Origin of the sequence: Gordonia sp. NPDC127522, assembly GCF_042672305.1 — a bacterium.
Taxonomy (GTDB): Bacteria; Actinomycetota; Actinomycetes; order Mycobacteriales; family Mycobacteriaceae; genus Gordonia; species Gordonia hongkongensis.
In genome coordinates, this window is the sequence record NZ_JBHXVK010000038.1 from 1 (window position 1) to 1,193 (window position 1,193).

At 54.8% G+C, this 1,193-nt stretch carries 1 rRNA gene (running past one end of the window); it reads right to left on the reverse strand.

What is annotated here, in order from left to right:
• Window positions 1–19: 19 nt before the first annotated feature.
• Window positions 20–1,193, reverse strand: a 23S ribosomal RNA gene (locus ACFVHY_RS24400) (its annotated part continues 1,393 nt past the right edge of the window); the annotation flags it as partial.

A 1,193-nucleotide genomic window follows, 5' to 3' on the forward strand; every position in this document is an offset into this window, starting at 1 on the left:
TGGTGATGTTGTGGGTGTTGTTGGTAAGTCCTCGGCCGATTAGTACCAGTCACCTGAACACATTGCTGTGCGTACAGTTCTGGCCTATCAACCCCATGGTCTGTGGGGGGCCTTAACCCCGCGAAGGGGGTGAGAAACCTCATCTTGGAACAGGCTTCCCGCTTAGATGCTTTCAGCGGTTATCCCTTCCGAACGTAGCTAACCAGCAGTGCCCCTGGCGGGACAACTGGCACACCAGAGGTTCGTCCGTCCCGGTCCTCTCGTACTAGGGACAGGTTTCCTCAAGTTTCTTACGCGCGCGGCGGATAGAGACCGAACTGTCTCACGACGTTCTAAACCCAGCTCGCGTGCCGCTTTAATGGGCGAACAGCCCAACCCTTGGGACCTACTCCAGCCCCAGGATGCGACGAGCCGACATCGAGGTGCCAAACCATCCCGTCGATATGGACTCTTGGGGAAGATCAGCCTGTTATCCCCGGGGTACCTTTTATCCGTTGAGCGACACCGCTTCCACTTGCCGGTGCCGGATCACTAGTCCCGACTTTCGTCCCTGCTCGACATGTACGTCTCACAGTCAAGCTCCCTTGTGCACTTACACTCAACACCTGATTGCCAACCAGGCTGAGGGAACCTTTGGGCGCCTCCGTTACCTTTTAGGAGGCAACCGCCCCAGTTAAACTACCCACCAGGCACTGTCCCTGAACCCGATCAGGGTCCGAGGTTAGAAGTCCAATACGATCAGAGTGGTATTTCAACAACGACTCCATGAACACTGGCGTGCCCACTTCACAGTCTCCCACCTATCCTACACAAACCGAACCGAACACCAATACCAAGCTATAGTGAAGGTCCCGGGGTCTTTTCGTCCTGCCGCGCGTAACGAGCATCTTTACTCGTACTGCAATTTCGCCGAGTCTGTGGTTGAGACAGCAGAGAAGTCGTTACGCCATTCGTGCAGGTCGGAACTTACCCGACAAGGAATTTCGCTACCTTAGGATGGTTATAGTTACCACCGCCGTTTACTGGGGCTTAAATTCTCAGCTTCACCACCGAAGTGATTAACCGGTCCTCTTAACCTTCCAGCACCGGGCAGGCGTCAGTCCGTATACATCGTCTTACGACTTCGCACGGACCTGTGTTTTTAGTAAACAGTCGCTTCTCTCTGGTCTCTGCGACCCACACCAGCTCAGGTG